General features: G+C 45.0%; 25 protein-coding genes and 2 tRNA genes. 21 read left to right on the forward strand and 6 right to left on the reverse strand.

Translation table 11 applies throughout. From position 1 onward, the window contains the following. The first annotated feature begins 89 nt into the window (after window positions 1-89). Window positions 90-3,143, forward strand: a complete 3,054-nt coding sequence (locus MKS91_RS02555) for a hypothetical protein (RefSeq protein ID WP_258569277.1) — start codon at window positions 90-92, stop codon at window positions 3,141-3,143. On the opposite strand, the gene MKS91_RS02560 is transcribed toward MKS91_RS02555, so the two are convergent. Together MKS91_RS02560 and efp are read right to left on the reverse strand one after the other, a co-directional pair. Continuing rightward, window positions 3,135-4,016: an amino acid--tRNA ligase-related protein gene (locus MKS91_RS02560; protein WP_258569278.1), complete on the reverse strand. Its 882-nt coding sequence runs from the start codon at window positions 4,014-4,016 to the stop codon at window positions 3,135-3,137. The two genes, MKS91_RS02555 and MKS91_RS02560, sit on opposite strands and share 9 nt — an antisense overlap. Further along, window positions 3,994-4,560 (reverse strand): elongation factor P, encoded by a 567-nt coding sequence (efp, locus tag MKS91_RS02565; protein ID WP_258569782.1) that lies wholly within the window; start codon window positions 4,558-4,560, stop codon window positions 3,994-3,996. Before efp ends, MKS91_RS02560 begins: the two co-directional genes overlap by 23 nt. A 134-nt stretch (window positions 4,561-4,694) precedes the next feature. Here efp and MKS91_RS02570 point away from each other — a divergent pair, with 134 nt between their 5' ends. The 3 genes from MKS91_RS02570 (at window position 4,695) to MKS91_RS02580 (ending at window position 5,935) form a co-directional block, all read left to right on the forward strand. After that, window positions 4,695-5,120, forward strand: a complete 426-nt coding sequence (locus tag MKS91_RS02570) for a hypothetical protein (RefSeq protein ID WP_258569279.1) — start codon at window positions 4,695-4,697, stop codon at window positions 5,118-5,120. Window positions 5,121-5,203: 83 nt separating this feature from the next. After that, window positions 5,204-5,277, forward strand: a tRNA-Ile gene (locus MKS91_RS02575). Window positions 5,278-5,296: 19 nt separating this feature from the next. Beyond that, a complete protein-coding gene (locus tag MKS91_RS02580) occupies window positions 5,297-5,935 on the forward strand; it encodes a diaminopimelate epimerase (RefSeq protein ID WP_258569280.1) in 639 nt (212 codons plus the stop codon). Here the strand turns inward: MKS91_RS02580 and MKS91_RS02585 are convergent, their stop codons facing one another. Together MKS91_RS02585 and MKS91_RS05305 are read right to left on the reverse strand one after the other, a co-directional pair. After that, the gene (locus tag MKS91_RS02585) at window positions 5,936-6,127 is read right to left on the reverse strand and encodes a hypothetical protein (RefSeq protein ID WP_258569281.1); all 192 of its coding nucleotides are present in this window, start codon (window positions 6,125-6,127) and stop codon (window positions 5,936-5,938) included. After that, window positions 6,124-6,693, reverse strand: a complete 570-nt coding sequence (locus MKS91_RS05305; RefSeq protein WP_258569282.1) for a TraR/DksA C4-type zinc finger protein — start codon at window positions 6,691-6,693, stop codon at window positions 6,124-6,126. Before MKS91_RS05305 ends, MKS91_RS02585 begins: the two co-directional genes overlap by 4 nt. Here MKS91_RS05305 and MKS91_RS02595 point away from each other — a divergent pair. The 16 genes from MKS91_RS02595 to MKS91_RS02670 all read left to right on the forward strand — a co-directional run bounded on the left by MKS91_RS02595 (window position 6,661) and on the right by MKS91_RS02670 (window position 19,434). Next, window positions 6,661-6,734: transfer RNA gene (locus tag MKS91_RS02595), tRNA-Met, on the forward strand. The two genes, MKS91_RS05305 and MKS91_RS02595, sit on opposite strands and share 33 nt — an antisense overlap. Before the next feature lie 88 nt (window positions 6,735-6,822). After that, complete coding sequence (locus MKS91_RS02600) at window positions 6,823-8,289, forward strand: phosphoenolpyruvate carboxykinase (ATP) (protein ID WP_258569283.1); 1,467 nt, start codon at window positions 6,823-6,825, stop codon at window positions 8,287-8,289. 47 nt (window positions 8,290-8,336) lie between these two features. After that, a complete protein-coding gene (locus MKS91_RS02605; protein WP_258569284.1) occupies window positions 8,337-9,257 on the forward strand; it encodes a hypothetical protein in 921 nt (306 codons plus the stop codon). A 149-nt stretch (window positions 9,258-9,406) separates the two neighbouring features. Continuing rightward, window positions 9,407-9,781, forward strand: a complete 375-nt coding sequence (locus tag MKS91_RS02610) for a HesB/IscA family protein (RefSeq protein WP_258569285.1) — start codon at window positions 9,407-9,409, stop codon at window positions 9,779-9,781. Further along, a complete protein-coding gene (locus MKS91_RS02615; RefSeq protein ID WP_258569286.1) occupies window positions 9,778-10,806 on the forward strand; it encodes a ketose-bisphosphate aldolase in 1,029 nt (342 codons plus the stop codon). Before MKS91_RS02610 ends, MKS91_RS02615 begins: the two co-directional genes overlap by 4 nt. Beyond that, window positions 10,778-11,362: a ribosome biogenesis GTP-binding protein YihA/YsxC gene (yihA, locus tag MKS91_RS02620; protein ID WP_258569287.1), complete on the forward strand. Its 585-nt coding sequence runs from the start codon at window positions 10,778-10,780 to the stop codon at window positions 11,360-11,362. The genes MKS91_RS02615 and yihA overlap by 29 nt, the downstream gene beginning before the upstream one ends. Before the next feature lie 109 nt (window positions 11,363-11,471). Beyond that, window positions 11,472-11,825 carry a hypothetical protein gene (locus MKS91_RS02625; protein WP_258569288.1) on the forward strand — a complete coding sequence of 118 codons (354 nt, stop codon included), beginning with the start codon at window positions 11,472-11,474 and terminating at the stop codon, window positions 11,823-11,825. Further along, window positions 11,816-12,589, forward strand: a complete 774-nt coding sequence (gene atpB / locus MKS91_RS02630; RefSeq protein ID WP_258569289.1) for a F0F1 ATP synthase subunit A — start codon at window positions 11,816-11,818, stop codon at window positions 12,587-12,589. The genes MKS91_RS02625 and atpB overlap by 10 nt, the downstream gene beginning before the upstream one ends. Window positions 12,590-12,601: 12 nt before the next feature. Next, window positions 12,602-12,898: a F0F1 ATP synthase subunit C gene (gene atpE / locus MKS91_RS02635; RefSeq protein WP_258569290.1), complete on the forward strand. Its 297-nt coding sequence runs from the start codon at window positions 12,602-12,604 to the stop codon at window positions 12,896-12,898. Window positions 12,899-12,901: 3 nt separating this feature from the next. Continuing rightward, the gene (atpF, locus tag MKS91_RS02640) at window positions 12,902-13,384 is read left to right on the forward strand and encodes a F0F1 ATP synthase subunit B (RefSeq protein ID WP_258569291.1); all 483 of its coding nucleotides are present in this window, start codon (window positions 12,902-12,904) and stop codon (window positions 13,382-13,384) included. After that, window positions 13,371-13,871 (forward strand): ATP synthase F1 subunit delta, encoded by a 501-nt coding sequence (gene atpH / locus MKS91_RS02645; protein ID WP_258569292.1) that lies wholly within the window; start codon window positions 13,371-13,373, stop codon window positions 13,869-13,871. The genes atpF and atpH overlap by 14 nt, the downstream gene beginning before the upstream one ends. A gap of 4 nt (window positions 13,872-13,875) precedes the next feature. After that, complete coding sequence (atpA, locus tag MKS91_RS02650; RefSeq protein WP_425248423.1) at window positions 13,876-15,435, forward strand: F0F1 ATP synthase subunit alpha; 1,560 nt, start codon at window positions 13,876-13,878, stop codon at window positions 15,433-15,435. Continuing rightward, entirely contained in the window at window positions 15,428-16,288 is an 861-nt protein-coding gene (gene atpG, locus MKS91_RS02655; protein WP_258569294.1) for an ATP synthase F1 subunit gamma, read from the forward strand. The genes atpA and atpG overlap by 8 nt, the downstream gene beginning before the upstream one ends. Then, window positions 16,285-17,697 (forward strand): F0F1 ATP synthase subunit beta, encoded by a 1,413-nt coding sequence (gene atpD, locus MKS91_RS02660; RefSeq protein WP_258569295.1) that lies wholly within the window; start codon window positions 16,285-16,287, stop codon window positions 17,695-17,697. Before atpG ends, atpD begins: the two co-directional genes overlap by 4 nt. Further along, window positions 17,690-18,106, forward strand: a complete 417-nt coding sequence (atpC, locus tag MKS91_RS02665; RefSeq protein WP_258569296.1) for an ATP synthase F1 subunit epsilon — start codon at window positions 17,690-17,692, stop codon at window positions 18,104-18,106. The genes atpD and atpC overlap by 8 nt, the downstream gene beginning before the upstream one ends. Then, window positions 18,106-19,434: an NTP transferase domain-containing protein gene (locus MKS91_RS02670; protein WP_258569297.1), complete on the forward strand. Its 1,329-nt coding sequence runs from the start codon at window positions 18,106-18,108 to the stop codon at window positions 19,432-19,434. The genes atpC and MKS91_RS02670 overlap by 1 nt, the downstream gene beginning before the upstream one ends. Window position 19,435: 1 nt before the next feature. On the opposite strand, the gene MKS91_RS02675 is transcribed toward MKS91_RS02670, so the two are convergent. Both MKS91_RS02675 and MKS91_RS02680 read right to left on the reverse strand, forming a co-directional pair. Continuing rightward, window positions 19,436-20,686, reverse strand: coding sequence for a hypothetical protein (locus tag MKS91_RS02675; RefSeq protein WP_258569298.1), 1,251 nt, complete (start codon window positions 20,684-20,686; stop codon window positions 19,436-19,438). Window positions 20,687-20,748: 62 nt separating this feature from the next. Further along, the gene (locus MKS91_RS02680) at window positions 20,749-22,473 is read right to left on the reverse strand and encodes a hypothetical protein (protein WP_258569299.1); all 1,725 of its coding nucleotides are present in this window, start codon (window positions 22,471-22,473) and stop codon (window positions 20,749-20,751) included. A 261-nt stretch (window positions 22,474-22,734) separates the two neighbouring features. Here MKS91_RS02680 and glmS point away from each other — a divergent pair, with 261 nt between their 5' ends. After that, window positions 22,735-24,435, forward strand: coding sequence for a glutamine--fructose-6-phosphate transaminase (isomerizing) (gene glmS, locus MKS91_RS02685; RefSeq protein ID WP_258569300.1), 1,701 nt, complete (start codon window positions 22,735-22,737; stop codon window positions 24,433-24,435). Window positions 24,436-24,502 lie beyond the last annotated feature (67 nt).

Below are 24,502 nucleotides of genomic sequence, written 5' to 3' on the forward strand. Positions count from 1 at the left end.
GTTAATTATTATAAATCGTCAAAAAAACCCTTATTGCATAACAAATATTCTCGTGATAATATTAAAAATATAGTCAATTCGGTAAGGATATGCGCAAATACGACTTATTAACTAAGCCTGGGTCACCAAACACCATAGTTCTTGATGCCAAACGCGCCCAGATCCGAGATGATTTAGAAGCCCTCTTCTCGAGCCTGGTTGAACTTCCCCCGCGTTTTCTTTTTTTAAACAAAGCTTGGAAGTCTATCATTTCTAATCTTGCAGAAACAACCAAGCCTGCTCAGCGTAGCAGAGACTATGGTTTGGCACTCGAAAGCATCAACACATACTCAAACAAAACTCCATCACTACATCGGTTAAAAGCAACCAAAGCCTCTAGCGACTTGAAAGAAGAAATAGCAGGAAGGCATGCTCTATTGCATTATGTCAAACATGGTACTTGGCCCATGGGTTATGCCCCTAAGCTTATTAACTTCAAGTCTCACCCTGTCATTGCCGTTATTGATGATATGTTTTCCCACAGCAAGAACCTGACGGCTGAGGAAAAGAAACGCTTAAAAATGGCTCTCGAAATAACGCTCACACCAGAAGCCGCCACACGTGTTCACAACTTCATTCAGGCACAACACATCCTCGTAGGACGAGCCTCATTAGCCTACCCTCAATGGCTAAGCCTTACAAGAGGCCAGGTAAATTTATTGCGGCTAGAATTGCAAGACAAAATTGTGATGATGGCGTGCATATCTTCCCATGCGAAAAAAAACATCGTACAAAAAGATCTAGACAGTATGTTCCCATCGCTTGACAGGAACATGCATGACCTTATCTCTGGCTATCTAAGCGAAGGGGTTTCAGCGGCTAGCATCAAAGCCTTTTTGGTCGACGCTCACATAGAGACTCCAAGCCTACTCATGAGTCACCCACTATTTGAGCCTCTGTTTTTACTTCTTGGACAAGAAACCCAGAGATATCAACAGGACCTTGATCCGCTGGATGGTGACATTTCAGCACTTGAGCTCATTAAAACAACCCCAGAAGACCAACTACCTGCATTACCTAAAAAATTGGCCTCATTTATCTTTAGCAGGATTTATCGACCGTTTCTCCTGCCGCAATTTCAATCTTGGCTAGTAGAGCTGCTTGACCCTACGCACGCACCACCTTCAGCAAACGCCATTGATGTAAACCTACAGGTATTAATGTATGCCTGTACCCACTTAAACCGAAGTACTTTATCAGAACAAAGATTTGCTGATACCTATGGCTCTAAGTATAATCCCATTCCTCACATTAGTAGAGGCTGTAAACTTAGCCACTCTAGTCCCAAAGCGATTGCATACCTGCAAAGCCTAGGGCTTAGTTATAATATTTATACCCAGGTTAACTCTTTATGGAGCCACTGCTCTAGCAGCATCTTGACATACGCTGGAAGAGAAGAAATAAGCGCACATTTTTCCAGAGAGTCGCATGACCCCAATGGGCTAGATATTCGATATTCTGGGCTTCAGCTAGAGGAATTTCCTCTTGTGCAACATGCCATACAGAGCACGATAGCTCAAGCAGCACAGGAATTTCATGTTGACATCATTCCCTCAGAATTTTTTGGGAGGGAAGCATTCACTCGCACCACCCAAGACCGCCAAGACAACACGAAAAAGCTAATACAATTTATCACATCTCAAGGCATGGCTGTATCAGAAGAAGTCATGAGCGCCATCGATATGCATCGTGCGACAGCAACGATTTGTGCTGACTTTTTTCAAGAATATGGACAAAACTTCTACAGCTGCCTCCAGGAGGCTTATCAGCACAGCGCTAAAAGTATTGCAACAGAGGCCTTAGATTCTTTAGCTTTATCCCCTGGTGAGAAAAAAACCCTCGCGTCCATATTGGTCACAACGCCCCCTGAGTGTGTGCAAGACTGCCTAAACAGCATGCTAGACTGCAAGGATGAGCAGCGCCGCTCTCCTCTGTACACCAAAATTAGTCAATTTGTTTCCCGCCTTGAACCGATCATGTACATACTGCTGTCTCCCGCACGATCAACTTACTATAAACTCCGTGGCGCAAGCGAGTCTCAGCTACGGTTTGCACCCCACATAGAAGATTTTTTTAAGCGGACAAGGGCGCGACTATCTGAGCTATTCATGATTAAGCTGATAGACGGCACAACAATGCCCTGTGGTCAGTTTATTGAGGTCTACAATGGTATAACCAAGCTTTGGGGAAACACCACCAAGGTTGGCTCACTTGACCCAATTACAAAAATTTCTCACTTCCTAGCCATGGAACATGGTTGCACCATTCCACACAAAATGCTTGAAAGCGCTCCCAAAAAATCGACACTGCACATTTTAACATACAGCACAAACCATGCTGCAATATTGGCTATATTTTGTAAACTTAAACTGCCTGAAATTGAGATCGCAACACCACTTAAGAAGATCTTGCAAGATAACGGCCTTCTTGCTGAAGACAACACCATTCCTCAAAATGTTGCCCGCATTCTTTCATCATCAATTAGCTACTGCCCAAAAGAGGGAACATTACGCCTTAAACGACCAACGGAAGATCTAATCCCCAAGCTAGACATCATTCTTCCCCACAAAGTTTTCTCTTCAGGAATAGAGAAGGTAATGAGCAAGATGATGTTTTTAGAGGTAAATACTGCCATGATTAGTGCCTGGTGTGGCCCTGCTGTGCTTCATATGCTGGCTTTTCTAAAACACTCAGCATCGCTGCCCGCCCAAAACCTTGACCAAAGCGGCCCGGTTATCTCAAAGCTATGCGAAACGATTGAATCCCTCAACAGCTCAGAAGCATTAGCGAAAACCGATAGTGGATCCGCTTGTGTTGAGATTTTACACGCCGTAGCTGACCAAAATGCCACAAAAGGCCAGAATCCTGATCAGTGGCTAATCTCTGCCATGGAGCACTTAGGGTTCGTGGATATGGCCCCACAGTTTGAGCAACCTCTTCCTAGAATACTATCTGCTGCTCAAGGTTTTTTCAAAACCCTTCTTAAACCCGTGTTTGAAATTGGCAGCCCTTCTCGTAGCCCAGAGGAACAAGAGTTTGAGACTATCTGCTCATCTGGCTCCTGCAGCCCAGGACTGCTATCCATGCGCCTCATGTCAAAATAACGACCTAAGGCCTTTTATTTGTGCAAAAAGACGGTCAATGCCCACAGAGACTCCTGCGCAAGCTGGCATGTTTTTTATATCTCTGACATCAACAATGGGAACATGGCTTTTAGCGCTATGAAACCGCTCTTCTAAGACGCCAAGATCCGTTGTTTCGTGATATCCATTGGCAAGCTCACATCCGTTTAACAATATTTCAAATCTCTTGGCATGAGGGTATGGCTCAGACACAACTTCTGCTAGCGCACTCTGAGACGGGTGAAAGTCTTTTACCACAACCAAGCCCTTTAAACCTGGCTCAATCTTAGTGACCCAAATCAAATCCAGCCAACTAGATGTTTCTTCTTTTTTTTGCAAGCCAGAAGCATCAATGCCTTCTGCGTGGCAATATAGCTTTAGCGTTTTAACATCCATGTCTTCAAATGTTATGCCACAATATTGCTGATATAAGTCTTGCATTGTCAAAATGCAAGGATCTTCCTTGACGCCGACTGTGGCCAGCAGTGACAAACACTGCTGGATAAGGTCCTGGTCATTAATGCCAAGCTCATACCACTCCAGCATCATAAAAGCAGGTTTATGCCAATTTTGGTTTTGGTCATCTCGAAACACCGATGCCATTTGATAAATTGACCCCGCCCCTTCAGCCAGCAGCTTCTTCATCTCCCACTCTGGTGATGTATGCAGAAACCTTTTACCAATTTGCAAATCAACACCAACAGGATCAACCCCAGCATCTGGCACAACCGCCTTGACCAATGGGTTTGTGATCACCTCACAAATGCCACGATGCTTCATAAACGCCCTAATTTTCTCCAGAAAATTCGCATAATTCTGCAAATTTTGCCGTTTATTTTCCTGCTCTTGAAACATACTCTTCCGTTCTTGTATCAATCCGAATCACATCACCCTGCTCAACAAATAATGGCACCTTGATCTCAATCCCGGTTTCAACCATCGCAAGCTTGGTTCCTCCCGTGACTGTATCGCCTTTTGCATTTGGCGCACACTCGGTGATTTCCAACTCAACAAAGTTTTCTGGAAGCACTGATATCGGCCTGCCATTCCAAACAACAACAACGACCAAAGCCTCATCTTTGAGCCACTTCTTGCTCTCTCCAACCTCTGAGGCCAACATCACATATTGCTCATATGTTGATGTATCCATCAAATGATACCCTGACTGGTCGATATACAGCAAGTTCATCTGTGTCTCAACAACATCTGCAGCTTCTAATGTTGCGCCTGACGGATGGGTTTTTTGGATTACACGACCATTGAGCATATTACGCATTTTCAAGCGATTAAACGCTTGCCCCTTACCTGGCTTAACGTGCTCATTTTCAACAACATTATATGGCGTTCCGTCTACCATCACCTTTGATCCAGACCGTAACTGATTCACGCTTATTGACATATTTTTACTCAATTTCTCACCCCAACAGTATAGCTTGGTTGATTTTCAGTGTAAAATTTATTTTTTAACATTGTCGGATTTACACCCCACCTTCTTTTCTATATAATCTCAAAAGCTTAACTTAAGGGAATAATATGATATCTAACTTCTTCAAAAAAACGTCCGCCCGCTTAGTTTTCTTAACCCTATCAATTGCCTTGCTTGCAGCTGAGGATCATGCAATACATCACACATTTGTTAATCTCTCATCAAGCATTATTAAAATTTCCTCCGACAATGGCGACTTCGACAGCACTCTTCGCCCAGGCTCTTATCTAGGCGGAATAAAACGCGCTAGCGAAAAAAACAAAAAGCGCACGTTTTCAGTATCTAATCTCTCTAAAGCCGAAGTATACACCTTTACCGACACCGCCGAGACTTTTGGGTTAGGGCAAGTCCGCTTAAACATTCATGAGCATGGCCAGCCTAAAAGCCTAGCGGTAGAACATAAAGTCAGCTATCCTAACGATAACCAGACGCATCACGTGGTTATCCTAACTGATCCTAAGAATGGTTATTAGGAACAAACCTAACACCTATTAGGCCTTTATTAACCAGATAGAATTGACTAATATAAAAACAACCTGTAGTATTAGTCTATTCAGGGCCCATAGCTCAGTTGGTTAGAGCAGGGGACTCATAATCCCTTGGTCGTAGGTTCGAGTCCTACTGGGCCCATAATGAATCAGAGGTTTGGATGCTATACCGATACTCGGCAGCAGGGAATATTATTGGGATTGCAGCTTCTACCGAAAATCGGCCCAGCCCCCCCCACTGCCCTCAAGCTGTTGATCAATGGGTTATCTATCACCCTGAAACACTGAATCTACACATCTACAACCAAGATGGGACCATGGCCCAGCAATGTGGCAATGGCCTAAGAACTCTAGGCCTGCACCTGGGGCTGCCCAAACTAACCGTAATCATTGGTCACAAACAATTTCTCATTGTCAAAAAACACGGACGCCACTGGGTTAACCTAGGGCAAGCCTCAAAGCTTCCAGAAACACCCATCCCTGTGCCACACCACGCTGTTAACCTAGGCAACCAACATATCATTACCTTTGTCAGCGACAACCTGATATCCGACTTTCAAACGGCCTTCAACCACTTCAATATTAGCTTTATCAGTCAGCACAGAAACCAGATTGCCATTAGAACGCACGAAAGAGGCGTTGGTTGGACGCTATCCTGTGGAAGCGCTGCAGCTGCAGCTGCTTTTGTTTGCAGCCGCCCCGGATACAGATCTTGGGAGGTGTCTTCTTCTGGTGGCATTTTAAATGTTGAGCAACATCAAGGAAACTTATGGCTATCAGGGCCTGTAAAACAACTATGATTATTTCGCAAATAGATATTTAATCAGTGCAGCAAAGCCCATAACGTGGATCATCACATCCACAAACCGATACAAGCGATCGACCAATAGTGCCTGGAACCCGAACCACCCGCCAATTGGCGCCGTGGCTTCAATGGTGGCAAAAAACAAACCTAAAAACAGCAGCACAATGGTTAGGTCATATACTTTCATTCTAAACTCCGCTTTTCATACAATTCAGAAACTGTCTTGCAGTTAATACACTCATCTGCAGTGGGCCTTGCCTCTAGCCTAGAAACACCGATATCATCACCACACACCTTACAGTATCCGTACTCTCCTCTTCCCAGGCGATTCCGGGCTTCTTGAAGCTTTTTCTGAAGCTTCCTCCGACGCTCTGAAGCCCGCAGCCCCATCCTTTGGCTTTCTTCTTGTGACGCCTGGTCTAGGTAATCAACAAAACTTTCATTATCTTGCAAGCTTTCTTTAAACTGAAAAGACTCTGACGCCAAGGTTTCCTGCCAAAGTTTGAGCAAGCGGGCAAAGTACCGCTGTTGTGCTGACGACATATAAGCCTCGTCTTCCTGGCTCTCGTACCTTGGCATCCCTAAAAAATTTTTGTGAGCAACACCCATAATCAAGCCTCCTTTCACACAAAATCTTTTACCATGTTTTTGCCGCCCACGCAACTTGGTTGTATTTCTCTTGACATTCTTGCACTTAGAAGACAAAATACTGAAAAGATTGGCTATGTAGCTCAGTTGGTTAGAGCGCGGCACTCATAATGCTGAGGTCGGTGGTTCAAGTCCACCCATAGCCACATTCTGACAGGGAAACCAGAAATATCTCAAAGAATCTACAATAAAATAATACAACAAATCCAAACAGCTGTATTCCTTGCCAAACTTATGATCACCTTAAAGGGTGTGGGACGAAAGAATACGGACATGAACAACAGTGCATATGTGAAGTCATTAAGGGACAGGGAAGGGCTGCCAACGCCTTCCGGGGCGCTTGCTGTGCGCTCAGGAAAACACATGGCACGATTTGCCGCAGGGAAGTTTATTGTCGAGAACGAGGTTGATGGCATTGCCTACAACCAATACCATCACCCATTGCCTCTTTGTATGTTTCAGCAGTTCTGGCTCGAAACCAACCCATTTCCTATTAAATCAAAAAACACGTACCAAGTGGGCAACCACCCAACAAACAACATCTTTGTATCTGTTGAAACTCAAACGCACTGGCACCAGCTGTTTGCATCACACCTGTTCTTAGAGCCCTCGGGAACGCCCTTAGAACGCTGGACCCTACGCTGTATACCCGATGCAAAACTCAGCCAAGGACCTGAAGTATTTATTGGCATTTGCTTCTCTGAGAAAAAAGTTTTAATCACGGGAACTGGGTATGCAGGAGAGATTAAAAAAGCCATGTTTACCATCATGAATGTGCTACTGCCCCAAAGCGACATCTTAACGCTGCATAGCTCTGCAGTCTTAACGCCGTCAAACACATCCATGCTGCTGCTAGGGCTTTCAGGGACTGGCAAAACCACCCTAAGCGCCTGCCAATCCCTGAGAATCATTGGTGACGATGAACACGCCTGGTCTCACGATGGTATCTTTAATCTCGAAGGGGGGTGCTATGCCAAAACCATTAACATCACCCCAGAATCAGAACCCAACATATATCACGCGCTACGCCAGCCTGCAATCCTTGAAAACACCATCCTTAACAGCCAAAACCTCCCTGACTTTACTGATGACCGGCTGACAGAGAATACCCGTGCAGCATACCCCCTTGATCACATCCCGAACGCCTATCATCAAGTAGCCCCCCACCCGGCTGATATTGTTTTTCTGTGTTATGACTTATATGGTGTTATTCCTGCAGTGTCTCGGCTTGATGCTCTTGAAGCTTTGGCATACTATGAAACAGGGTACACTGCCAAGGTTGGCGCAACAGAGGCTGGCTCAAAAAACATATCGCCTGTTTCTAGCCCATTTTTTGGCCTGCCTTTTTTCCCTTTAAACAAAGCAACCTATAGCGACCTATTTGCCAAAAAAATTCAACAACACCAATCTCGTGTATGGCTTATTAATACTGGCTGGAGCGATGGGGGAATCAATGCAGGTCGCAGACACGCTCTATCACAAACACGCCGGATTATTCAGGGTATCGCAGAACAAAAGCTTCACAACCTGGCATACAAACGACACCCAGAGCTACAATTACAATACCTCTGCTCTCAACCAAGCTTTCCCCTTAACCCTGAGCTATCTCCTGCATGGACTCGGACCGCGAGCTTTAAACAGGGGTGCATGATCCTCAACAAGCTGCTTCGCTCGTGTAAACAGACAGTCGATATTGACTAATGCATAGGCGAGTGTCACAATACCATCAACATTAGACATGGAATGTCATGCTATTTGACTTTAAGCGCGCTGCTAACAGCAGCCTCCAAAGCGAGTTCAACAAGTTGTTACAGCTTTTTTTTGCTATAAAAAAAGAAGCCAGCGCCTCTTTAAGTTTAACATTTGGGGCTGGGTATCTAGCTCCTGCAGAAACACAACTTTTACGAAGGATAGCGTTCGCACTCACAAACACCGCTAAAGGGGTTAAAAACACCTTGCTTTTCTTGCTTTATAAAGGCTGCTTTTTACCCATAAAGCTGGCTTTATCTCTTGTCATCAGCACTCTGGATGTGTGCTATATTGTGCTCGAAGCAGGGCTCGGCATTGTTGCCAACTTATTGTATGTTCTTTTAAACAATTTGTTTATTCACATTGGCGTCTTACAGCTTGGCACTGCGTTAGCCACAACCATTCTTGCTGCGCCGCCAGCCATCATCGACCATTGTGCCCGCCAACAATTTAAAATTGGATTGGCTGGCATTAAACGTGCAGGCATATCATTGCTTCAATACCTTAAGATGCTTGTGTTCGCATTGCCCTCTTTGCTAACTGGACAGAAATACATGCTGTTAGACACCAGAAAAATGGTTGACCAACAAAGCCTAACAAGCAAAGAACATTCTAACGAGCAATGGATTATAGGCATTGACAGTTACGTCATCAGCGCGTTTAAAGCCACAATGAAGAGAACCTACCCTCGTTTCAACAGCCTACTTGCCAACATTGTCGAATTAACGCTTTCACCGCTACTTGTAACGATTAAAGTCGCTCAAATGGCCGTTTTCTGCTTATTAAGCCTTGAGTATATTGTACTGTCAGCCCCAATAACCTTATCCCAACTTTTCAGGCAGCCTGTTCCACCCAAGACAACAACTCCTGACCTTAGCGTTTATGCGCCAGCAGCTTGTGACCCTGAGCCCAAGCAATAACTTTAACTTGCCAACAGCTAAAAAAAATGGTATATTTTTTAACTAAATATCAAGAGACCGCCTTATGCAAGATCACACAATGACCGTCAGTGTATTGATGTTAATAACCATGCATACCGCCATCACCTTTTCAATGGGCCTGGTGTGACATGCCTACCCCTGAAATAACAATAACAGCGCCTGCAAGTGCCAAAATTGGACAAATTCTGTCTCACACCCCCTCTAAACCACACTTTCGTGTGCAAATAAAGGGCGGAGGGTGTAGTGGCTTTGAGTATGTGTTCGGCATAGACGACAACATTAGAGAGCAAGACTTTTCGCAAGAAGTTACCACTGAAACAGGGCGTTTTTCTGTTTTGATCGACGCCATCAGCCACCAATACATCCATAGTGCAACCATTGATTTTAAGCGAGACGAACAGGGCGAGCGATTTGTTGTATCCAACCCCAATGCCCGCGCCATGTGTAGCTGCGGCTCATCTTTTGCAGTTGCCGACCACCAAGACAACGGAGCCTCCCAATGACGCTAGTCCCCCTGTCTACACTGCTACGGCATGCACACAAAAATGGCTACGCCATTCCTGCATTCAATATCAGCTTTCAAGAACAGGCTCAGGCAATATTGGACGCAGCAACTGAAACGCAAAGCCCCGTTATCATTCAGCTGTCTACAGGGGGGCTAAAGCACGCCTCAACCTGGATGGTTGATGGGCTAATACAGCATATCAAAAAGAGTCCTTTGCCTATCTGCCTGCACCGAGATCATTGCCACTCTCTTGATGACTTTCAAGCCGCCTTAGAGCTTGGCTTTTCATCGATTATGATGGATGGGTCTTTAACCGCCGATGGGAAACCAAATGCTTTTGAGGAAAATGTGCGCATAACACAGCAAGCTCTCGACATGGCAAAATCATACCCTGCTTCAGTTGAGGGGGAACTTGGCTGCTTAGGCTCACTGATAACCGGCCTGTCTGGAGAAGAAGATGGCACGCAGGCTGCTGATATTTTGTCACTTGAACAGCTGCTCACAGACCCTTCCGAGGCACGTGATTTTGTCGCTCAAGCAAACGTTGACGCTTTGGCTATCGCCATCGGCACAAGCCACGGTGCCTATAAGTTTTCAGCGCCTCCTACCGAGTCTGTTTTAAACATTCAAAGAGTCTCTATGATTGCGGAGGCCATCCCCAATACACCGCTGGTTCTTCATGGCAGCTCCTCCGTGCCTCAAGACCTTTTAACAACCATCAATCAGCACGGTGGTGCTATAGACCCAACATTTGGCGTTCCTGTAGCCGCAATACAAAAAGCCATTCAGCACGGTGTTGCAAAAGTAAATATCGACACTGACCTCCGGCTGGCCGCCACTGCTGCTGTCCGCCAACACCTTAACGAGCATCCAGAAGAAATGGATCCTAGAAAATATTTATCCGCCAGCCGTGCTGCCATGAAAGAGATTTGCATATCGCGCTACCAAGCTTTTCGCGCTGCAGGCCAAGCCCCATTCATACAAAAGACCCAACATGACCCCTTTACAACTGAAGTTTCTTAAGAGCGCACCCTCAATACGCGACCTTCCTGAAGATACCGGCCATGAAATTATTATGGCTGGCTACTCAAATGTTGGAAAGTCTTCAATCATCAACGCCATTGCAAACATCAAAAATCTTGCCAAGTGCAGCAAAACACCAGGAAGAACCCAGCTATTTAATGTATTCACATGCCCAAACAACTCACGTGTGATTGACCTCCCGGGCTATGGTTTTGCGCAGGTATCCAGGGCCAAGCAAGCCAGCTGGGCAATACGGCTACAAGAATATTTAGAGCACCGAAAATGCTTAAGCGGCCTTATCATCATCGTAGACATCCGTAGAGGCTTAAGGCCTATCGACCTTGATATCATCGGCTGGTGTTATGACCAAGGGGTTGATTATAGTATCGCGCTTAACAAAGCAGACAAACTCTCAAGAAAGCAATGCATTGAGGCACAGCAAAAAATTTTACAAACAATCGAGATCGATGCCTCAAATCTTATCTTATGCTCTTGTTTGAAAAAAACAGGCATAGATGCTCTTCAAGCAAAACTGCGGAAGCAGCTAGACATTTAATAATTCATATAAGCACATGCTTTGCTTTTAGCGCAGCCTCAATCAAGAAGTTCTTGCAAAATCTTCATATTAACACTATGATGGCTATGAATTATAGCAACTGGACCTAATGACCCGGACATACAAAGCAGATATTGAAAGACTCCTTCTCCGATACCTTGCTGTATGGGCATTTTTCTCGGTTCTTGCTTGCTTACGGTCCTATTCACTGCCAGCTTTAGCGTTAGGTGGTTCCTCCGCATATATTGCCCATGCCATTCTATTATATAATCCTTTTGGTGCGCAAACCTTGTCTAGCCTGGTTAAGTCTGCAGTACTTAAGCATCTGGCGTTTTTTGGGCTACTATTTCTATCATTAAAGGTTGCATCTGGCACAGTCAACGAAGTTTTAGTAGGGGCGGGCCTGTCTCAATTGGCCTATATGCTTTGTTGTATGCTTCCTGCGGAGACGTCATGGCTGTAAATGCAAACGACTATATTCAACACCATTTGAAGCACTGGCAGTGGAGCCCTGTGGGCGACACAAGCAGCTTTTGGACATTCAATCTTGATACCATTTTAATTTCTGTCGTATGTGGGCTCGCTTTTTTCTTTACCTTCCACTACTGTGTTCGACAAGCAAAAGCAGAAAACCCTGGCAAATTGCAGGTTGCTGTAGAAGCCGTCGTTGGTTTTGTTGATGGCCAGGTACAAACAGCGCTAAACCAGCATGACAGCAACGTCTCCTCATTGGCTTTAAGTATTTTTATGTGGATCTGGTTAATGAACTTTATGGACCTGATACCTGTCGACTTAATACCTTTTGTTGCAAGCCATTTAGGCGTGGCGTACTTCCGAGCAGTGCCAACAGCCGACCTTAGCCTGCCCCTTGCAATTGGCCTCAGCGTCTTTTGCATGATTGTTTTTGAATCTATTAGAGCCCATTCATTAAAGGGATTCCTATATGATGTCCTCGCCCATCCTTTTTCCATCTATTTCTTTCCAGCCAACATCTTGTTCAGGGTTGTCGAAGAGGTCACAAAACCCGTCTCCCTATCCTTGCGTTTGTTTGGCAACATGTTTGCCGGTGAGCTGGTTTTCTTTCTCATCGCGCTGACGCCTTTTTGGATGCAATGGTTTTTTGGGTGGATCTGGCTTGGGCTTCACCTATTTATTATTTCATTACAAGCGTTTATTTTTATGACACTAACCATTGCCTATCTAGGTATGGCTAGAACCTCACATTAACTGGAGAAAAACATGACCATTATTTCTGATATTGCTTTGGTACAAAGCAACACCGCTCTTGCTGTGGCCATCATGATCGGCTTTGGCGCCCTTGCCGCAGGCATTGGTGTTAGCCTTGTTGGGAGCAAGTTCATTGAAAGCGCCGCGAGGCAGCCTGAAGTTGCGCCATACTTATTTGGCCGAACAGTCATTATCATTGGATTTATTGATGCCGTATTGATGATCAGTGTTGGGATTGGTATGTTCTTTACTGTTGCAGCTCCTTTTGCCAACACCATCATTCAACAGCTTCCTTTGTTAAGCGGATAATCTATGAACATTAATGCAACACTCTTGGTAGAAATGGTTGTGTTTGCTAGCTTTGTTGGCTTAACCAGAATATACCTTTGGCCACCTCTTATCGAGATTATCGAAAAGCGTCAGGCTGATATCGCCCAAGGGGTTGAAGATGCCAAGCGTGGCAAAACGCTCTTATCCTCTGCTGAAAAAGAGTGTGCCGACATGGTCCAAAACGGCCAGAAAAAAAGCAAACGCATTATAGACCAAGCCGAAATGGCGGCTCAAGAAATCCTGGATGACGCTAGAAGAGCGGCTTTGAATGAAGAGAAGAAGCAACTCACAAGAGCGCAAGAAAAGATTGACCAGCAAGTGATTGCTGCCCATCAAACCCTTGAGAAAGAGGTGCTTGTACTTGTGAAAGCTGCGTTAGCCAAGGTGATTCCAAACCTCCCTGATGACAGCTTGGTAGATCCTCTTATCGTCAACGCGATAAAGGAGGCCTATGAAGAAAACTAGTCGCGCATATGCCAAAGCTGCTTTTGATACGGCGCTAGAAACCCAAGCTCTTGATGAGTGGCTGCGCCTCATTGAGCTCTTAAAAGAAACCGCGCACCCAGCCCTGAAAAACCCACAAGTGGCTGCTGGCGATATCTTAAGGATCTTTACAGAGGCGCTTGCGCCTACGGCAACACAGTCCCGGTGGTTGGCACTATTGGCCAAGCACCGACATATACATTTGCTGCCAAATATTTGCAAGCACTTTGTTGCATTGGCACAAAAAAAGCAAGCCATCACCCCGGTTACTGTGGTCACTGCCCGCACACCAACTGCTGCACAAAAAAAGAACATATTGGCTCAAATAGAGCGCAGCGTTCCCAATCAAATAGACTGTTCGTTTGTTGTTAAGCCCGAAATTCTTGGTGGCATACAAATAGAACTTAACGGCAAGCGCATTGATATGAGTATTGCCGCAACCCTTAATCAGCTACACACAGAAACATAGGTGAATAATGACCATTGAAACACATAACATTGCTAGCGTTATTCGCTCAAAACTAGACAACATACAGCTAGATGCAAAAGTTTCTAGTAAAGGAACCGTCATTACCGTCAATGATGGTATTGCACAAATCTACGGCCTAACAGATGTCATGTATGGTGAAATGCTACAGTTCGAAAACAACATCATTGGTGTGGCTCTTAATCTTGAAACAGACAGTATTGGCGCTATCATCTTTGGAGACTACTCAAAAATCCAAGAAGGCCAAGTCGTCTCTGGCACCAAAAAAATACTAGAAGTCCCGATTGGCCCTGAGCTTGCTGGAAGAGTGGTCAACCCCCTGGGTGAGCCGATAGACGGTGACGGCCCCATTGACAGCAAACTATTCTCCCCTATTGAAAAAATAGCACCAGGTGTTATCAGCCGTCATGCTGTTAATGAGCCTTTGCAAACAGGGCTTAAAGCGATTGATGCCATGACCCCCATAGGACGAGGCCAGCGTGAACTGATCATTGGTGACCGTCAAACCGGAAAAACCACCATTGCTATCGACACGATATTAAACCAAGCCAATGCATCCAAGCCGATCCATTGTATTTACGTTGCAATAGGCCAAAAAGCGTCTACTGTCGCAGGTATTGTGAAGAAGTTAAAAGATGCAGGCGCCATGAAGTACACGACTGTTGTGGCGGCCAATGCTGCAGACCCTGCAGCCATGCAATATATCGCACCCTACAGTGGTTGCAGCATGGGTGAGTACTATCGAGACAATGGCTTAGATGCGCTAATCGTCTATGATGACCTGTCCAAACATGCTGTTGCGTATCGCCAAATCTCACTGCTCCTGAACAGACCTCCTGGTCGAGAAGCGTTTCCTGGTGATATTTTTTACCTTCACTCAAGGCTTCTAGAGCGTGCTGCTCGAGTCAGTGCTGCGTATGTTGAGGAAATTACTGAGGGAACTGTGTCCGGAAAGACAGGCTCTTTAACAGCGCTTCCTATCATTGAAACACAAGCTGGAGATGTTTCTGCATTTATTCCAACCAATGTTATCTCGATCACCGATGGACAAATATTCCTAGATGAAGGTCTCTTTAAATCTGGTATTAGACCCGCCATTGATTCTGGTTTGTCTGTTTCAAGAATTGGGAGTGCAGCACAAACAGCCATCATTAAAAAACTTGGTGGACAATCAAGAATGGCATTGGCTCAATATAGAGAGTTGGCTGCCTTTTCTCAGTTCTCCTCAGACCTTGATGACGCGACTAAAAAACAGCTTAAGCATGGCGAGATTGTAACGGAAATCTTCAAACAGCATCAATACCAACCCTTGTCGGTTGCTGAAATGGCCATTAGCATGTTTGTTGTTGAGCTCGGACTTCTTGATAATGTAGCCAGTTCTGAAGTATCACGCTATGAACGTGAATTACAGCAGTATATGACCCACCATCAAAAGGAGTTAATTGAAGCCATCAACCAAAACCCCGAGTTAAGCCCACATGAAAAAGCGCTTTCGAAAGCGCTTGAAACATTCCATGACAATAGTGAGTGGTCGCCCAATGGCTAAATCACATAAAATTAAGCAAGTCATCAAGAGTACTGAAAAAACAGCAGTGATCACAAAAGCGATGCAGGTTGTTTCTGCTAGCAAGCTTCCCAGTGCCTTAGATCGGTTTAAAAGCACCAAGCCCTATGCTGATTTAGCACAACACATCATGGCACATTATAGCCATGCCAGTGAACATCCGTTTTTTCAGAAGCGTTCTGATGCAAAAAAAACAGGGCTAATCATCCTCTCCTCTGACCGCGGGCTGTGTGGCAGCTTAAACCTACAGCTATTTAAAAAAGCACTCCACCACCTTCAGGATCAAGAAAGCTCTCAACAACACGTTGTGCTGTCTGTTTCAGGAAGGAAGGGGCTTCAGTTCTTTTCAAAGCATGCCGATATTTTATCCTCCGTTGAAAGCTTGTCAGACAAGCCTAAAATCCAGCAACTAATGCCTCTTATTACCCCGATGCTAGATGCTTACGAGGAAAAAGAGCTAGACCGGGTTTATATTGCATATAACCAGTTTGAAAACACCCTAACGCAAACGCCCACCATTCGCCAAATACTTCCTCTTCAGGAAGAACCCAACGTAAAAAAAACAACAACATACCATCACGAACAAGAGGCCAACACCATTTTGGATATGCTTCTAAAAAACTACATTGAGTCGACAATATATAGCTGCGTTACCGAAAACATTGTGAGTGAACAAGCTGCTCGTATGATCGCTATGAAAAATGCCACCGATAACGCCAATGATATTATTGCCGACCTTAACTTAACCTATAATAAAATCCGACAAGCATTGATTACCCAAGAAATTGCGGAAATCTCTGCTGGTGCAAACCAATCTACAGGAGAAACCCTATGAGCGAGTCAACCAATCCACAGATAGAAGGCCACATTACCCAAATAATTGGCGGTGTTATCGACGTCACCTTCCCTGATGGACAGCTTCCTAAAATTCTCGATGCACTGCATGTCACTGATGCCAATTTGGTTTTGGAGGTCCAGCAACATATTTCAGATGCGAAAATAAGAGCCCTTGCTATTGGCTCAACAGATGGCATTAAACGTGGCACTGCCGTAAAAGGCTCTGTTGGTAAAGGCATTGAGGTCCCTGTTGGTCAAGGCTGTTTGGGAAGAATTATGAACGTTCTGGGTGAGCCTATCGATCTCAATGGGCCAATAAAAACAGATAAGAAACGCGCCATCCACCAAGACCCGCCTCCTTTTTCTGACTTAAACCCGGAAGAAGAGCCCTTTATCACCGGGATTAAAGTTATTGACCTTATTGCACCAGTCGGGAAAGGCTGTAAAGTCGGACTATTTGGTGGTGCTGGTGTCGGAAAAACTGTCACCATCATGGAAATGATCCAAAATATTGCAACCGCTAGTGGCGGGCTTTCCGTCTTTACCGGTGTCGGGGAAAGAACCCGTGAAGGTAATGACTTGTATCATGAAATGCAAGAAGCCAATGTCCTTAAAAATGTTGCCCTTGTTTACGGACAAATGAATGAGCCACCAGGAAATAGGCTGCGTGTCGCAAACACAGGGCTTACTATTGCCGAAAGCTTCCGTGATGAGAAAAAAGACGTCTTGCTCTTTATTGACAACATTTACCGCTATACCCTAGCGGGAGTTGAAGTATCATCCCTACTCGGAAGAATGCCTTCTGCAGTAGGTTACCAGCCAACCCTGGCAGAAGAAATGGGCGCACTCCAAGAGCGCATTACTTCTACAAAAAATGGTTCCATTACTTCTGTGCAAGCCATTTATGTTCCTGCTGATGATTTAACAGACCCGTCACCTGCAACAACATTTGCGCACCTTGACTCAACCATTGTCTTGTCACGACAGGTTGCTGAGCTGGGCATCTATCCAGCTGTTGATCCTTTGGACTCCTCAAGCAGAATGCTTGACCCTCTTGTTATAGGTAAAGAACATTACGATGTGGCCAGGAGTGTTCAGTCAGCACTACAGCGCTACAAAGAACTAAAAGACATCATTGCCATCCTTGGCATGGATGAGCTCTCGGATGACGACAAAAACACTGTCATGAGGGCTCGTAAGATTCAAAAGTTCTTTTCACAGCCCTTCTTTGCGGCCGAAGTCTTTACAGGCCAAAAAGGGCGATACGTTACGCTAAAAGATACCATTCGAAGCTTTAAAGGGATTATTGAGGGCACCTATGACCATATCCCAGAACAGCATTTCTATATGGCCGGTGACATTGGCGAAGTGATTGAACGCTACGAAAAAGAGAAAACCAATGCTTAAGGTAACAATCTGTAGCCCCGAGCAATGCTTTCTTGAAGGGGAAGTGACCCACCTCTCGCTGCCTGGATTGTCTGGTGGCTTTGAAATTCACCCCAATCACTATGACATTGTCTCTCTTCTAGCAACAGGTTGTGTGGTTGCGCACCAAAAAGACGCCCAACCGACTGTACTCTACATAGAAGCAGGCTTGGTTGAGTGTCAGAACAATACTGTCTCAATATTAATTGATGCTGCACATAATGCTCGCACAGCAGAGCAAGAAAAGCTTCTTGCCAAACAGCGACAATACCGCAGGGATCTTCAAAATCAAGAAAAAGTCAACTACCATGAACTGCTTAAGAGTCTGCACCGGCTTTCTGCCGAGCTACAAACCATCGAGAAATCCCGTCAATACAGGAATCGCCATTAATGATCAACACAGGGATTGTGATACTTGCTGCAGGAAGTGGCTCAAGACTCGGGTTTTCTAAACCAAAAGCTTTAGTTCCCTTAGCAAACCTCGCACTGCTCTCTCACATTTTGGAAAAACTACCTAAAAGTTGCCCCTGCTTTCTTATCATCAACCCTGCTGATACGCAACATTTTGAAGCTTATGCGCCACAATGCGCCTTGCTTTACCAAGAAATCCCAAAAGGAACCGCCCATGCCATCACAGAGAACTTAGAGCACTTCAAACATTTGTCTGCACTCATTGTCTTAAATGCTGATACCCCTCTAATTTCGTCTGAACTCATTAACCAAGTATTACAACAAAAGCCTGACAGCCTCGTTGGTGTTCATAGCCCAAACCATCCTTCTTTTGGACAAATGACGATTGTTGGCAATCAAGTAACCAGTATCATTGAAGCATCTGACAGAGAGTCGAATATCTCAGATACCTGTTATGCTGGCATCATGAAGCTATCAGCACAGTCTATTCAGGCCCTCACCAACATCCAACCTTCACCAATGACCGGTGAGTACTACCTCACCAAAATTGTTTCAGAAAATCGCAGTTTTTCTTTTCTCATTGCCCCCTTTCATGAGGTATGTGGCATCAACACACCTCAAGAGCTGATCCAAGCTGAGACAATGTATCGCCAACAAGTCGTACAACGATTGTTAAACAAAGGCTGCCATATTGCCTGCTATCAAAGTATGGTGATCTCACCAGAGACTCAAATTGGTGAAAGCTGCACCCTAGACGCCCAGGTTACACTGCAAAATAGAACAATCATTGGCAAAAACTGTCATATTGGGCAAGGTTCTATTTTAAAAAACGTACAGTTGGCAGACAATGTCACCATACTGCCCTACTCAATTTTAACAGACTGCCACATTCAAGAACATACGACCATCGGTCCTATGGCACACATATATCAAAACACTCATGTTGGCAAACATTGCCATATTGGCAACTTTGTTGAATTAAAACGGTCCACGGTTCAAGACCACGTCAAAGCCAAGCACCTTGCTTATCTTGGCGACAGTAATATCGGTTGTCATGTCAACATCGGCGCTGGCGTCATCTCCTGTAATTTTACACCATGGAAACCTGGCAAACAGATCACTCAAATTCAGGACCATGCCTTTATTGGCGCCAATTGCACCTTAATTGCACCCATTAAAATAGGCCGAAGCGCTATATGTGCCGCAGGCAGCACCATCTCCTTGGATATACAGAAAGAATCTTTAGCTATCTGTCGCGCAAAGCCTGTTATCAAAGAGTCCTGGCGACCAAAAATCACAGAAACATAACTTAAAGCTTACTCCTTACCAAATTTACAAGGCCTTCCTGGTTTGTGTTTTGCGCCTCCAATAACTCATCATCTGTTTGAAATTGAAGCTCATCGATTATGCTCTTTACTATCCCTGTAGGCTCCTTTTCCATATTGCTCTTGGAAAAGCTTGAGACAATCTCTACTACCCTCTCATCGCCTCTAGAAAACAAACCTACAGCATCTAAAAGGCCTCCTATAGAGAGTGTATTATACGCCACCTGTGCTTTTTCGTCATCCTCTCCTCTGACTACAGTGTAATTTTTACTGTGCAAATACATACACATTGCATCATAAACAATTTCTTTCCTAAGAGCATCTCCTGACAGCACGTCTGTTTTCTGAACCAGCTCGCCCTCTGGAAACGTCTCATCAACCGTTTGTGCAGCGGCGCCTCCACCTTCTGCAGATACTTGGTGGGCATCAGGTTCTGCGCCAGGCTGGGGGGCAGGGCTTCCACCTTCTGCAGGCACTTGGTGGGCATCAGGCTCTGCACCAGCTTTCGGGGCGAGTTTGCCATCAAGCAGTCTTTGGAAAAGCTGCTGACCCTCTTTGGACGCTATCACTTTAGCGGCTTTAGCATCTGCACCCACTTTAGAGAAAAATGATTTCTGATTACTCCTAAATGCTGCAATATTTGCATTATGCTCGACGGCAGCACGTAGGCCATCCCAGTGCACGCCCTTTAATGCCTGCATGTGCTCTGGTAGCACTTCTATGTCAAAGTGCCCTTGTGACGCCCTGTTGATCATCAAAGGAATATCAGAATAGGCCTCCATAACTGTATCACGGTCATCGAATAGCACGATGCTGTCATCATCCATAGAAATGCCATTTAGTGAGGTCTCTGTAATTCCAAACAGTGCCATTTGAGAGCCAGATTCATCTCTTGTTTCTTCAATACATTGGGTTAGCACACCTGAAGAGGATATGCGCTCAAAACTATTGGCTAATGAGACAGTGTCTCGTGAGGCTGCCCCAATAGAAAGTCGAAAAGCAATCCCCAGAAGTTGGCTTGACTCATCATATGTCAAACCTTTGATGATAGAATCTAATGGATATTTTGATACGAATTCAGCACCCAAATAATCTTCAAGCGCCTTATGCCAGATCCTTTCTACACCCTTGTCATGCATATTGTTTACATACGAGACAATAAAATGTGCTGCTACAGAGATATATAAACAGTTATTGCCCGCCCCTGAAACAGGAAGTATTTCTTTTGTTTTCATGCTATTTCCTACCTTATTAATGGTAGTGATAGCTCAAAAAACAAAATTGTCAGAAAAAACGCTTACCCTGCTGGAACCTGGAAGTCATACAAATATTTAAGACTGGGGTCAGTCAAAACATGTGATCTGTTTGCATCAAACGCTTTATTAAAAAAGTTTTGCGGTATCCCTGTGGCTTTGCAACCCCCAAGGTCTTCAGCTACCCGAACAAATGACTGTTGAAGCGAGGATCCGCCGGCCTTGGGCCGATCAAACACTTTCTCTATCGGCACAGATATCAGACATGCTGAATAATAAGCAACGGCACTTCTAATATCATTAACATATGGCACAACACCCGCAAGATATTTGACTAAAGATCTAGCCCTGCTATACGCCTTTTCGTCAATATAATCACACAAGCCACTCAGCAACATCATCGCCGTACTAAAGACGATCACTGTTGCAATAAACGACAACTGCAAATGCGCAACACCTAGAGCAATAAACGAAGAACATACTAGCTGTCCTATGCTTGGAAACAAGTCCTTAACCCAACGCTTGATGTTAATCAAAACAGCCGCCAAAACAGCACTGAGCGCCATATTTTGATAAACATGAGCCTCATGGTGCCTTTCAATAAGCGACAAAATCAGCTTTTCAATGTCAATTTGTGATAGTTGGTCGCACACAGTTTGTTTACTATCATCGCTGTCCGCCTGACTGTAAGCCACCCCATACTCTTTTAACAAATAGTAAGCTCCTCGTAAATCATAAAGACCTTTACCGACATCTTCCAAAATGTTCTGTTTCTCTGCATTGCTGCCATGGGCATACTTTAGCAGCAGATGCAGTCCCCGGAGCTCTTGCTCAGCTTTTACAATGCTTTCCGGGGTTGAGTTTGTGATTAATAACTTTTTGCGCTTATTTCGTAGGTTTTTTTCTGTGCGGCGCAACAACGCTTTTAAATTACGCGCCCTTTCCCGTAAAGCCCTGCATTCTCTCCGGATCTTTGGTTGTCGTTTAGCGTGGAGAATACCCTGGCTGACACCACGGTCCTCCTCTCGAAAAGACAATAAGGAGTGCAGGGCAACAGACAGCCAAGCGAGCAGTCCTGTAACCGCTAGTAATGGGTGTTTTGCGCCCAGTGCAAATACGAGCCTATAACACTGCATCAGCAAAACCATTACAACCGCAAGCACCCTTGCGAATACCTTTTTGGCTAGTAACGTCAGTGCATAATAATTAAACGCCCTTTTAAAATAAACATCTCTACCTTCAGGAAGAGCCCCGTCAGAATCGTACAGGTCGTCTAACTGATACAAAAAATCTTTGTAGTCTTGCTGTTCGCCGAATGCTTTATACATCGCCTGGTGGCTCAACAAGTGGTTATCTCCCACGTACTTTGCTTCTAGATAACGATCAATACTTACAGTGCTGTACTGGAATAAATCCTCAGCCACCCCAACAACCATGGAAGACACAAAAACTGCAGCCACTTTTTCAACACTAAGCTTAACGTTGTCTCTTGATGGCTGAAACCGCTGAACTGACTTCATGCTTAAGGCGTAATCTGTTACATCCTTTAGGAAGTGCTGAAACGCACTATTTTCATAAGTATATGCCAATTTGGCGCTTTCCCACTGAAACGTAGGAAGATAATGCTTTGCTGCATCAAACCCGATACCGTTGAGATATTTAAAGTCAACAGAAAACGATGAAAAAGCTTGTGTCTCTTCGAACTGGGCACAAAAAGCCCTATAGACCTCTTTGCCTACACGCCAAAAACCTTCTTTAACTCGCCTCATAGCATCTCCCGTACAGCAATATGTACTTCAAACACACCAACATTATACAAAAAAACCGCCTTATAGTCAACCCCCTTTGCTGGACTTCACACAAAAACACCCGGTCTAATTGCTTAATAAGGCGTAAGATATATCTCACATAGGTTTTCAGGGCCGCAGATACGTTGTTTTTGGCTTAACGGGCTGGGTGTTCAACACCTTATGCCTTTTGGCTGTTTTTTTGTCGCGGTATAATGGAGACATTACACTTGGTATGACAAAATGTGTGGCATTTTTGGGGCCGTGTCTCGTGCGCACAATATTAGCCCTAGTATAATAACAGCTTTATATCACCTGTCCTACAGAGGCTATGACTCTAGCGGGGTTTGCTTAGATATAGGCCAACTGCATGTGCAGAAAACAACTGGCGATGTGTCAAATTTAACACAACCGCAACCTTTTGCCCGTGTTGGTATTGGCCACACTCGGTGGGCCACTCACGGGCTTGCAAACATCAAAAATGCCCATCCTCATACCAGCCATAAGAGCGTCGCAGTTGTCCACAATGGCATCATTCAAAACTATAGGGCGCTAAAAAAAGATCTTATTCTACAAGGGTATCACTTTACTTCAGAGACTGACTCAGAGGTCATCGCACACTTAATGCACAGCCTTTTAAAAACACACTGTGTAAAGGAGGCCTTGATAGCTCTAAGGTCCTTGCTAAAAGGTCGATATGCTACTGCCATACTTCTAGCTAACGACCCTGCCATTCATGGCGTCACAAGCCATATGCCTTTGCTCATTGGTTACAACGATGACATGTGGTGCCTTTCTTCTGATGTTTCAGCGCTAAAACAGTGCCAGCACTATGCCAGAGTTCCTCCTGAAACCTCTTTTTCATTAACAGATCATGGCGTCAACATTCTCCTTGATTTTGTACCCATTCCTGATTCACCTATAGAGCCAGATGATCTTCAAAACATCACCCACCATGAGATCATGTCTCAGCCTAATATCCCCCACCTGGTTTTTTCTGCGTGGAAGAACACCCATGTGCCACGCATGCCTGACGCTCACCAGAACGTCCTGGCCCTTGCTTGCGGCTCAAGCTTTCATTGCAGTGAAGTCATGACATGCTGGCTTGACAACTTTGGCATACATTCACGTTGCATCCTAGCAAGCGAGTACAAACACCTTCCCGCCAGAGACCTGTCAAAGACGGTCGTTATTGTTGTCTCTCAATCGGGAGAAACAGCAGATACACTACTCGCCCTCCAAAAAGCAAAAGAGCTGTCACCCGCCCTAACCCTTGCCGTTACAAACGTCACGACAAGCACGCTCAGCAGCTACTGTGATGCCACCGTTCCCTTAAATGCCGGGCAAGAAATTGGGGTTGCCTCAACCAAAGCCGTTACAGCCCAGCTATTGGCTTTGTTTTTACTGAGTCAGCACATTGCACAAAAAAAGCCTACAGTCCCCGTTACGGACCTTGAAACCGAGATAAATGCGGTCTTAAAGCTAACACTTTCTCCCTTCGCAAGCACTCTAAGCCAATACCAGCACATTTTTTGTCTTGGATCCCATACCTGTCTCACCATAGCGAAAGAATTCGCCCTTAAGCTAAAGGAGCTGGCCTATATCCATGCAGAGGCCATACCCTGCGGCGAATTGAAGCATGGGCCTCTTGCGCTAATCGACCAAAAAGTTTTGTGCATCATTATTGGCCAGTCTAACTGCCCCCAAACAGCAGCGGTGCAATCTGAGATCGAAGCCAGAGGCGGAAGCGTTACCCGGATCCTTTATGGCGCACAGACCACTCAAAGCACCAAAGACACCATTGCGCTTCATGGCCGCCTAGAGAGCTTAAGCGTCATTCCACTAAATATCGTCTGCCAGGTTGTTGCATATGAGGCTGCTCGTTTACTTTGCAGGCCCATTGACCGCCCCAGAAACCTTGCAAAGTCTGTCACTGTGGAGTAAGGTGTTTTTAACACATGAATGAGACATTGTGAGCTTCATACAAGCCATACAAAACGTTTTTTCAAAT

Origin of the sequence: Candidatus Synchoanobacter obligatus, from assembly GCF_024259865.1 — a bacterium.
GTDB lineage: Bacteria > Pseudomonadota > Gammaproteobacteria > Comchoanobacterales > Comchoanobacteraceae > Synchoanobacter > Synchoanobacter obligatus.

What these genes read in the sequence shown, in the direction of transcription:
- MKS91_RS02555 (WP_258569277.1), top strand. Translation starts at nt 90, where the DNA reads ATGCGCAAATACGACTTATTAACTAAGCCTGGGTCACCAAACACCATA.
- MKS91_RS02560 (WP_258569278.1), bottom strand. Translation starts at nt 4,016, where the DNA reads ATGTTTCAAGAGCAGGAAAATAAACGGCAAAATTTGCAGAATTATGCG.
- efp (WP_258569782.1), bottom strand. Translation starts at nt 4,560, where the DNA reads ATGTCAATAAGCGTGAATCAGTTACGGTCTGGATCAAAGGTGATGGTA.
- MKS91_RS02570 (WP_258569279.1), top strand. Translation starts at nt 4,695, where the DNA reads ATGATATCTAACTTCTTCAAAAAAACGTCCGCCCGCTTAGTTTTCTTA.
- MKS91_RS02580 (WP_258569280.1), top strand. Translation starts at nt 5,297, where the DNA reads ATGCTATACCGATACTCGGCAGCAGGGAATATTATTGGGATTGCAGCT.
- MKS91_RS02585 (WP_258569281.1), bottom strand. Translation starts at nt 6,127, where the DNA reads ATGAAAGTATATGACCTAACCATTGTGCTGCTGTTTTTAGGTTTGTTT.
- MKS91_RS02600 (WP_258569283.1), top strand. Translation starts at nt 6,823, where the DNA reads ATGATCACCTTAAAGGGTGTGGGACGAAAGAATACGGACATGAACAAC.
- MKS91_RS02605 (WP_258569284.1), top strand. Translation starts at nt 8,337, where the DNA reads ATGCTATTTGACTTTAAGCGCGCTGCTAACAGCAGCCTCCAAAGCGAG.
- MKS91_RS02610 (WP_258569285.1), top strand. Translation starts at nt 9,407, where the DNA reads ATGCCTACCCCTGAAATAACAATAACAGCGCCTGCAAGTGCCAAAATT.
- MKS91_RS02615 (WP_258569286.1), top strand. Translation starts at nt 9,778, where the DNA reads ATGACGCTAGTCCCCCTGTCTACACTGCTACGGCATGCACACAAAAAT.
- yihA (WP_258569287.1), top strand. Translation starts at nt 10,778, where the DNA reads ATGACCCCTTTACAACTGAAGTTTCTTAAGAGCGCACCCTCAATACGC.
- MKS91_RS02625 (WP_258569288.1), top strand. Translation starts at nt 11,472, where the DNA reads ATGACCCGGACATACAAAGCAGATATTGAAAGACTCCTTCTCCGATAC.
- atpB (WP_258569289.1), top strand. Translation starts at nt 11,816, where the DNA reads ATGGCTGTAAATGCAAACGACTATATTCAACACCATTTGAAGCACTGG.
- atpE (WP_258569290.1), top strand. Translation starts at nt 12,602, where the DNA reads ATGACCATTATTTCTGATATTGCTTTGGTACAAAGCAACACCGCTCTT.
- atpF (WP_258569291.1), top strand. Translation starts at nt 12,902, where the DNA reads ATGAACATTAATGCAACACTCTTGGTAGAAATGGTTGTGTTTGCTAGC.
- atpH (WP_258569292.1), top strand. Translation starts at nt 13,371, where the DNA reads ATGAAGAAAACTAGTCGCGCATATGCCAAAGCTGCTTTTGATACGGCG.
- atpG (WP_258569294.1), top strand. Translation starts at nt 15,428, where the DNA reads ATGGCTAAATCACATAAAATTAAGCAAGTCATCAAGAGTACTGAAAAA.
- atpD (WP_258569295.1), top strand. Translation starts at nt 16,285, where the DNA reads ATGAGCGAGTCAACCAATCCACAGATAGAAGGCCACATTACCCAAATA.
- atpC (WP_258569296.1), top strand. Translation starts at nt 17,690, where the DNA reads ATGCTTAAGGTAACAATCTGTAGCCCCGAGCAATGCTTTCTTGAAGGG.
- MKS91_RS02670 (WP_258569297.1), top strand. Translation starts at nt 18,106, where the DNA reads ATGATCAACACAGGGATTGTGATACTTGCTGCAGGAAGTGGCTCAAGA.
- MKS91_RS02675 (WP_258569298.1), bottom strand. Translation starts at nt 20,686, where the DNA reads ATGAAAACAAAAGAAATACTTCCTGTTTCAGGGGCGGGCAATAACTGT.
- MKS91_RS02680 (WP_258569299.1), bottom strand. Translation starts at nt 22,473, where the DNA reads ATGAGGCGAGTTAAAGAAGGTTTTTGGCGTGTAGGCAAAGAGGTCTAT.
- glmS (WP_258569300.1), top strand. Translation starts at nt 22,735, where the DNA reads ATGTGTGGCATTTTTGGGGCCGTGTCTCGTGCGCACAATATTAGCCCT.